7 protein-coding genes are annotated in these 8,345 nt (G+C 63.9%); 4 read left to right on the top strand and 3 right to left on the bottom strand.

Annotated elements, in window-relative coordinates; all coding sequences use genetic code 11:
- Positions 1–278: 278 nt before the first annotated feature.
- Positions 279–1,328: an enolase-like domain-containing protein gene (locus tag C446_RS07125; RefSeq protein WP_006672406.1), complete on the top strand. Its 1,050-nt coding sequence runs from the start codon at positions 279–281 to the stop codon at positions 1,326–1,328.
- A gap of 310 nt (positions 1,329–1,638) precedes the next feature.
- Positions 1,639–2,373, top strand: coding sequence for an iron-sulfur cluster repair di-iron protein (ric, locus tag C446_RS07120; RefSeq protein ID WP_006672405.1), 735 nt, complete (start codon positions 1,639–1,641; stop codon positions 2,371–2,373).
- 671 nt (positions 2,374–3,044) lie between these two features.
- Here ric and C446_RS07115 read toward each other — a convergent pair.
- Positions 3,045–4,130, bottom strand: coding sequence for a hypothetical protein (locus C446_RS07115; protein WP_006672404.1), 1,086 nt, complete (start codon positions 4,128–4,130; stop codon positions 3,045–3,047).
- A gap of 1,068 nt (positions 4,131–5,198) precedes the next feature.
- Positions 5,199–6,287, bottom strand: coding sequence for a hypothetical protein (locus C446_RS07105; RefSeq protein WP_006672402.1), 1,089 nt, complete (start codon positions 6,285–6,287; stop codon positions 5,199–5,201).
- 279 nt (positions 6,288–6,566) lie between these two features.
- On the opposite strand from C446_RS07105, the gene C446_RS07100 reads away from it, so the two are divergent.
- A complete protein-coding gene (locus tag C446_RS07100) occupies positions 6,567–7,067 on the top strand; it encodes an FxLYD domain-containing protein (RefSeq protein ID WP_006672401.1) in 501 nt (166 codons plus the stop codon).
- Positions 7,068–7,177: 110 nt separating this feature from the next.
- Here C446_RS07100 and C446_RS07095 read toward each other — a convergent pair whose 3' ends face one another.
- A complete protein-coding gene (locus tag C446_RS07095) occupies positions 7,178–7,732 on the bottom strand; it encodes a cupredoxin domain-containing protein (protein ID WP_006672400.1) in 555 nt (184 codons plus the stop codon).
- Positions 7,733–7,902: 170 nt separating this feature from the next.
- Between C446_RS07095 and C446_RS07090 the strand changes: the two genes are divergently transcribed.
- Positions 7,903–8,345, top strand: a 443-nt coding sequence (locus tag C446_RS07090) for an HPP family protein (protein WP_006672399.1), incomplete at its 3' end; no start/stop codon positions are given.

The raw sequence follows: 8,345 nt of genomic DNA, 5'->3' as shown, positions 1-8,345 counted from the left end.
CACAACGATATCTAGTCAGACGGCGCTACACTCTGCTAAACTAGAACGGATGGGATCAGTGCCGGTCTGCGTGGGTTGAGCCTACAGCAGAACGTGTTACACGCCTGTGTGATTCCACGAGTGGGAGCGGTGGATATGGCTGCTCGTCGATTGTGCCAGCCATCTCGCCTTCTGGGGATAGCTCCGATCTCACCGACTAAACAACCGACACCAGTGTTACTAGGTTGATGCTTGTCGCTCTCACTTATTAATAGCGGCGCGACGAAGGACGTGTCACGATGTTGTACGAGCAGGTTTCCGATCTCGAACTCGAGATAGACGACTACGAGCTCGAGCAGCGCGAGCGTGAGACATCGAGTGGTTTCACTCGAGCGACGACCGTCGTCTCGTTACACGGCGACGGCGAAACCGGGCGCGGCGAGGACGTCACATACGACAACGACGCACATGAAACCCTTCTCGCTGCTGCAGCGGACTTTCCTGTCACGGGCGAGTACACGCTCGATTCGTTTTCAGACCAGCTATCCGAGATCGACTTCTTCCTCGGCAACGAACCGAATCAGTCGATTTTTCGTAACTATCGGCAGTGGGCCTTCGAGAGCGCCGCGCTTGACCTCGCGCTGAAACAGGCCGACACGAATCTGGCCGAGCGCCTCGGTCGTCCCTACGAGTCAGTGCGGTTCGTCGTGAGTACGCGCCTGGAAGAGCCACCGACCGGCGACCGCGTGCTCGAGTGGCTCGACCGCGACCCCGAACTCGAGTTCAAACTCGACCCGACTTCCGCGTGGACCGACGACGTCGTCCAGCGGCTGGCGGCGACCGACGCGGTGCAGATCCTCGATCTCAAGGGCCAGTATCACGGCACGACGGTCGACCAACCAGCCGACCCGGCGCTGTACGAGCGGGTTCTCGAGGGCTTTCCCGGGGCACTGATCGAAGATCCGGCACTGGACGACGAGACCCGACCGTTGTTCGAGGGCCACGAACCACGCGTGACCTGGGATTATCCGATCCGTAGCGTCGAGACAGTCGAAGACCTCCCCTGGGAACCCGAGTGGCTCAACGTCAAGCCGTCCCGATTCGGCTCGGTGCGGTCGCTCCTCGAGACGATCGAGTACTGTCTCGAACGCGAGATACAACTGTTCGGTGGCGGCCAGTTCGAACTCGATGTCGGTCGTGAGCATCTCCACGCGATTGCATCGCTGTTTTACCCGGACGCCCCCAACGACGTTGCCCCGAAGGCGTACAACGATCCCGATCCCAACGGCGGGCTCCCCTCGAGTCCGCTCTCGCCGCCTGCCGAACCTCGCGGATTCTCCTGGGACTAGTCAGTACGCACCATCTCGCCAGACTGATCGGGGATCAGTGTGCAAATCGTTGCAGTTGTTACGGTAGCGTGGAAAGCGACGGGCACAGTAGCCTACGGCACGCGGCCGTGGAAGTAACGTTCCAGTCGTGTGTGAGTGAGACACTGCCATCTTCGCGTGTCACCCGCACCCAGTGGGATGATGTTCGGGGCCGAATCTTTCTCCGAACCGGTGGTAGGTCACGTCGCGTTCGGGGACCGCTCGAGCGGGATCGGCGACCGCGTCCCGATCCCGTCTCCGCCCCGAACCCATACCTGCCTCTGAACTCACCATGACCGACGTTACTATCGACCCGGACGCACGGCTCGGCGACCTCGTCGAATCGACCCCTGATTTCGCTGTGGCCTTCGAATCCCTCGATATCGATTACTGCTGTGGCGGCGATCGGACCCTGTCCGAGGTCTGTGCCGACCGCGACCTCGCGGTCGAGACGGTTCGTGACCGACTCGAGGCGACTCTCGACGACGCTGGCGACACAGCACCCGAGTGGAACTCCCCGACGCAGTTGGCGAACGTGATCGTCTGGGAGCACCACCGGCCGCTGCGTCGCGATCTGCCCGATCTCGAGGCGCTCGCCGAGAAAGTCGCCCGGGTCCACGGTGACACCCACCCCGAGTTGCGGGACGTCGAAGCGGAGTTCCACGAGTTGAAAGCCGACCTCTTGGAGCACGTCGACGAGGAAGAACAGGTCGCTTTCCCGGTGATCAAGAAACTCGACACCGGTACAGAGTTGACGGCGACCGAACGCGAGGACCTCCTCGCGGAACTCGAGAGTCTGGAGGACGACCACGACGAGACCGCCACGCGACTCGAACGGCTAAACGACCTCACTGACGGCTACGAGCCGCCCGAGGATGCCTGCAGGAGCTACCGAGAGCTATTCCGTCGACTCGAGGAACTCGAGCGAGACGCACACATGCACGTCCACCGCGAGAACAACGTGCTGTTCCCGACGGCGGCGGCGCTGCTCGAGGAGGAGTACGGCATCGAGTCGCCGTCAGGATGAAGGTCTGCGGTCGGTAGCGGTGCCGGTGCTGGTGCTGGTGCTGGTGCGGTGCCGGGATCGGCACCCGAACCCGAACCAGGATCGGGATCGGGATCGGCCCCCCTCGACAACCCGGCTACGGCTCGTGGTTCCAAGTGGTGTGCACCACGAGTAAGCGACGGGGAAAGCCCCTCTCGTCGCCGTCGGGATCGGGTGTCTCTGGCTCGGCTACTCGGACTACCAGACACAGGAGCAACGTCTCGAGAACGCGATCGGAGTCGATGCCACGGTCGTCGGGACTGACGTCGCCCGTCGAAGCTCCGGCGACGAGAGCAGTGGCAGTAGCACTCTAGTAGCCACTGCAAACCAGTGTGCACCTGATCGCCAGACGAATTGGCGAGCAGTGTACAGGTCGTTGCAGTCGTTACGATAGCTATACACCGATCGTCGGGCTCGAGTACACACACGCGGGCACTCCCTACAGCAGCGACAACTCTCTCGATCCGGGCGAGCCCGAAGAGGGGTTCTTACGAGCCGACCGCTCCTACGGGTCGTACTGTGATGGACCTCGGGGAGATGTTCGCAGTCGGCGGTCTCGGACAGTTCGTCCGGAACCGGTCTGGACGAGGTACGAGGTACGAGGAACGGGGTACGAGGTACCGAGGCAAATAAGAGGCGACGTAGTCCGGCCCTCAACCCAGATCTTCGTCGCGTTCGGACTCCCGCAGAATGAACGGCCCCATCGCGAGGGTTCGCTTCGCGACCGTCGCGATCCGGAGAATGTAGGTGATGAAGACGACGAACGGAGAGATACCGATCACGAACCCCAGGCTCGTGAGCCAGACCAGGTTGTCGACGCCCAGCGTCGTCCCCGGCAACGCCGTCCCGTCGATGTACATGATCAAGATCGCCATCGCGGTCAACGCGGGCACCGAAATGTACAGCAGCGCCCGCGAGAGGTTGATCAACTCCCACTGGAAGTACAGCGTCTTGAAGTGCTCGCGGGCCGGACCGAACAGCTGTAAGGTTTCGATGACGTGGTCGATCTTCTCGTTTGCCCCGTCCGAGAGCGCCCCCCCGTGATCGGCCCGGATCTTGCGGGCGTCGTAGATTTTCCGCGAGTAGTTGAAGTTCAGTGCGTTCCACACCACTTCGAAGGTCCCGAACTGCGCCTCCGTGAGATCGTCTTTGACTGTCTCGGCGTTTCCGGTCGTATCCTCGACGTAATCGAGGACCGTCGCCCGGAGCTCCTCGTCGTGTTCGTCCTCCATCTCGGCCTCGAGTTCGTTCGCACGTTTCTGGACACCCTCGACGAGTTCGAAGAGGAACGCAGCCGGCTCGGGCGGGCTCGCGCCCTCGTCGATAGTGGACTCGACGTCTTGCCGGAAGCTCATCGCCTCTTGCATCCGGTTGCGTTGCTGGCCGACCGCGCCGAGTTCCTGGGAGAGCACCAGTTGATTGATCGTGACGACGATCGAGGTCCCGGTGATGATCGCCCCGATGAACGCCGAGAACAGGAACTCGAGGCCGTCCTGATTTTCGACGATGAGCCGGAGCGGTGTCAGACCGATCTGACTCGTCCCCACGAGGACGACGAACACGATCCCCAGGATACCACCGGTGAACGCCCACCGGTTCAACCGCAGCAACAGCCACAGTCGTGGGCCGCGAAGTCGTCCACTACCGTCTTCGTCGTCACCGTCGCTTCCGTCTCGTTTTCGCTCTCCAGTCTGGAGTTTCTCGTCGCTCGCTCCGTCCGCCGGATCCGAATCGCTCATCGACCGTCGACACTGACGACGGCCCCGAGTAAAAGGCCCAGCCCGGGAGATGACGGGCCGGAGAGACGCGAGGAAACGTCGCCGACGGCGGAGTCGCCGCCGGCTCGAGTAACGACGTATTAGGACGGGTCGCCGATCGTAACGACACCGAACGACTGTGTTACGCGGCTAACTGTTCACGCAGCCTTTTGTCGAGGGTCGTGGTACGTCGGTCCGATATGAGCGACGCGGACAGTCCCACCGAGCACGGGTTCGGCGGCACCGGAAACTGGTTGTTCGGCGGCGCACTCGGCGGTGTCGTCGGCTCGCTGCTGTTCGGCGGCGTCCTCTGGCTCGTCGATCCGGCGATCATCACCGAGACGGTCCCCGCGATATACGGGCTCGAGACGGTGGGGACTGCTGGTTGGATCTTCCACGTGGTCCACGGCCTCGTCCTCGGGATCGTCTTCGGGTTCCTCGTCAGTCGCGATCCGATCCTCGGGACGCTGATGGCCGACGTCGAGACGGGTTTCATCGCCGCGATGGGGCCCAGTCTCCGGCTCGCGCTTGCCGGGGTGGTCTACGGGCTCGCCGTCTGGACGGTCCTTCCGCTGCTCGTGTTGCCGCTCTGGGTGACGATCGGTGGGATCGCGGACCCGGGCTTCCCGGTGGTCGCTGCGGAGGGGCTGTTCGGTCACCTGCTTTACGGCCTGCTGCTGGGCGCGCTGTTTTCGGTGTTCGTCGAGACCGCAGAGGCAGCGGAGAGANGGTCACCTGCTTTACGGCCTGCTGCTGGGCGCGCTGTTTTCGGTGTTCGTCGAGACCGCAGAGGCAGCGGAGAGAGCCGAGGCACCGTTCGAGGAGGCGTCCGACTCCCCGCAGTCCTCGCGTGAGTAGTCGTCTCAGACTTCCGTCCGGGTCTCAGTCACAATCGCAGTTACAGGCACGGCCACGGGCACGGGTACAGTCACGATAGTTCACCTTCCAGTCGTCGCAGCTCCCTGGAGACGCCGGTACAGCGGCCCGATGGAGACGGATCGTCCGACGACGTGCTAGTGACGGCGACGGCGAGAAACGGCCATTCGAGTCTCAGTCCGACCGCGATGGGGCCGGTGGGCTGGGCGACTCCTCGTCGTAGCTAACGTCGAACGGTCCTTCGTCGGGGTCTTTCTGAGGGAGCATCGGTCCGACTGAGGCCGTTCGTCGGGTCACCGTCGCCGTTCGAAGGATGTACGCCGTCAGCAGGGCAAGTGGCGAGATCACGACCGTGACGAGTCCGCTCACGACGAACGGGAGGTACTGGGCACTGATCGCCGGCCCGGTGAGCTCCGCATAGACGAACCCGAGCAGCATCGCCGAGATGATCGCTGGAACACCACAGACGAGCGTCAACTGGGAGAACCGGGTCAGTTCTCGCTGCAGATACGTCGTCTTGAGGTGTTCCCGGGCGACGTTGAACAACTCGAGCGAATCGAGTAGCTCGTCGAGCGCTTCCTCGGCCTCCGGGGACAGTTCGTCGCGGTATCGACCACGGAGGTGCCGTCCGACGTACAGTTGCCAGGCGTCGTCGTAGCCGATGGCCGCCGAGACGGCGCGAAACGTACCGAACTTCGTGTGCTCGAGCGTGTCCTCGAGCCGGTTCGTACTCTCTTTGACCCGGCTCGTGTAGGGGTGGACTTCGGACGTGATCTCGTCGTCGTGGTCGTCGACAGCCGTCGACAGGTCGTCGGCCCGGTCGTGGATCGCGACGACGAGCAACTCCAGCAGTCGCGTCGGCGACGCAGGAATCGCCGGCACGTCGGCCACGTCGGCGGCGTCCTCGCGGAACTCGAGGACGCCCTCGAGCTGGTTTTCCGACTCGCCGGCCGCGGCGAACTCCCGCGAGAGGATGAGCTGGTTGATCGAGACGACCAGCGTGACAAGCGAGAAGGTGCCGGCGATCATTCCGCCCGCGAGCCGGGTGATCGAATCGTCGTTGACGAACCCGACGATCCCGAACTCTCCGAGCACGAGAAACAGTACGAAGACGGCAAGCGAGAGACACGCCGCGACGAACAGTCGATCGGCCTCGACGAGGACCCACTCGCGAAACCGTGTCCACGAGCGTGTCCGCTTGCCGATATCAGCGCCGTAGGACTCGAGCGTCTCTTCGGACTCTCCGGTGTCGGACGACCCCATCTCGTGCGACGTTCGCCGCTCTGGGGGATAAGACTCCGCGTTGCACATACTGACGGCCTCCGTCGTGACTGTGGCTTCCGATCGTCACGCCTAGGTGTGGTCGCGATGGGTCCGGTTCTGACCGAGGGTTCCCTTGCGGGGCGTAGTACGTGGTACGTCGTGAGAGTGGAAAGTGGGGAGTCGGATGGGGAGTGCAGGCTCCAGACTGACATACGCCCACGCCGTTCGCTCGGCTATGATCGGTGCCTGCAAACGACCGCGAACGCGTCGACCGTGGCGATGATTCGACGACGACTGCTCGCTGCCGCCGGCGCTGTCGGCGCGGCCGCCGTCGCCGGCTGTAACGCGGTCACCGGCGACGAAGCGCCGCGGTACGAGTCCGGGACGATCGATGTCGAGGCCGACGGGGACGGCGACGGCGACGGCGACGACCGCTCGGCCGAGGAGATGACGGCCGCGGACGCCCTCGCCGAACAGGACATCAACGAGGGCGTCACGCCGCTCGACGCTCTCTCGATCGACGACCACGAGTTCGTCCTCGAGGACGACTTCCGCGGGCCGACGATCCAGGGGACGGTGACAAACGCCGGCGACGATCCGATCCAGGTCGTCGAAGTCCGTGCCCGCGTCGCCGACGCGAACGGGGCGCATCTCGGCCGATATCTCGCGACGACCGGGGACCTCGGGTCCGAGTCGAAGTGGGCGTTCGAGGTGATCCTCCTCGAGTCACCCGACGAGATCGATTCGTACGACGTGACGGTGCTTGGCACGCCGACGTAACCGGCTTCGCTCGACAGAGACTCCCCGAACACCTCCGTGTCTCGCCAACCGCCCGAGATGCGAACGCCGCAAAACAGCTCCGGAACCCATCTCGAACCGCAGTCTCGAACTCATCCGTGAACTTCCTCGAGTACGTCCCGGACGCGTTCGTTGTACCGTTCGAGCACGTCGCATGTGATGGGCGGGCACTCGTCGCCGGGAGGCTCGAGACCGGGTTCGCCGTTCGGGTCTGGCCATCCAACGACGACGCTGCCGGCGGCACCCAGAGCGTCGTTGGGCGTCGAAACGTAGTCGTAGACGCCTTCGCCGTCGAAAACACGATCGAACCCGTCGCCCCCCTCGAGACGGCCGCTCGCCCACGGCTCGGCGTCCGCTGGGATTCGCTGCCGACTGCCGTGGGTATCGGGGTGGTACGCAGTTACGTCGTGGACGCCGGCGTCGACGGTCCACTCGACGGTACCCCCGTCGACGAGATGAACGACCGGCGGATCGACACTCACATCGCCGTCCTCGCTCGCGAGTTCGATCCTCTCGAACGGCTCCGGATCACCCAACTGTGGATCGTCGGCTCCCACCTCTCCCTCGAGACAGCCGGCCGTACCGATGCCGGTGCTCGCGCCGACCGTCGCCAGGAGTCGTCGCCGGGATACCCGTCGCTCGCCCATAGTCGACACTCGGCGCTCGAGGGGAAAAGGAGCCGGGACGGTTCGGTTCCCCGCCAGAACTCGGTCTCGGGCGCGGCCTTCACTTGGTGGTCGGGTTTCGGAGATGGGGCGTGGATAGGACAGTTGCAGCGCGAGCCCTTTTGCCGGCGCATCGCGTTGATCGACCTACGTTGCCCGACGGTACGCTCCCGTTCGAGAACCCGGATCGCGAACTCGATCTCAGAGACGAGTACAGCGCGACGGTCAACGTCTTCCTCCACTTTACAGTTCTCGGACTGATCACGCTCGTTACGGGCCGTCCGTTCCTCTTCCCGAGCCTGGGCCCGTCGGCGTACCTGATGGCGACCGGCGAAAAAGCGCGTGCTGAAGGCGCGTATCACGTCATCGGTGGCCACACGGTGGCCGTCGTTGCGGGTCTGATCGCCTACGCGTTGCTCGGCAACGAGGTTAGCGCCTACGTGATCTTCGCTCGGCCGGACCCCGCGTTCTCCGTGGACCTCGTCTCCCTCGTCGGGAGCGCGACCGTTGCGATGATGTTGACGACGACCACGATGTTGGTGACGAACACGAACCACGCCGCCGCGTGTGCGACGACGCTGATCGTCGCACTCGG

Origin of the sequence: Halobiforma nitratireducens JCM 10879 (genome assembly GCF_000337895.1) — an archaeon.
Classification (GTDB): Archaea; Halobacteriota; Halobacteria; order Halobacteriales; family Natrialbaceae; genus Natronobacterium; species Natronobacterium nitratireducens.
The sequence above is the reverse complement of the archived record's forward strand: the minus strand, read 5'-3'. Positions and strand labels throughout refer to the sequence as shown.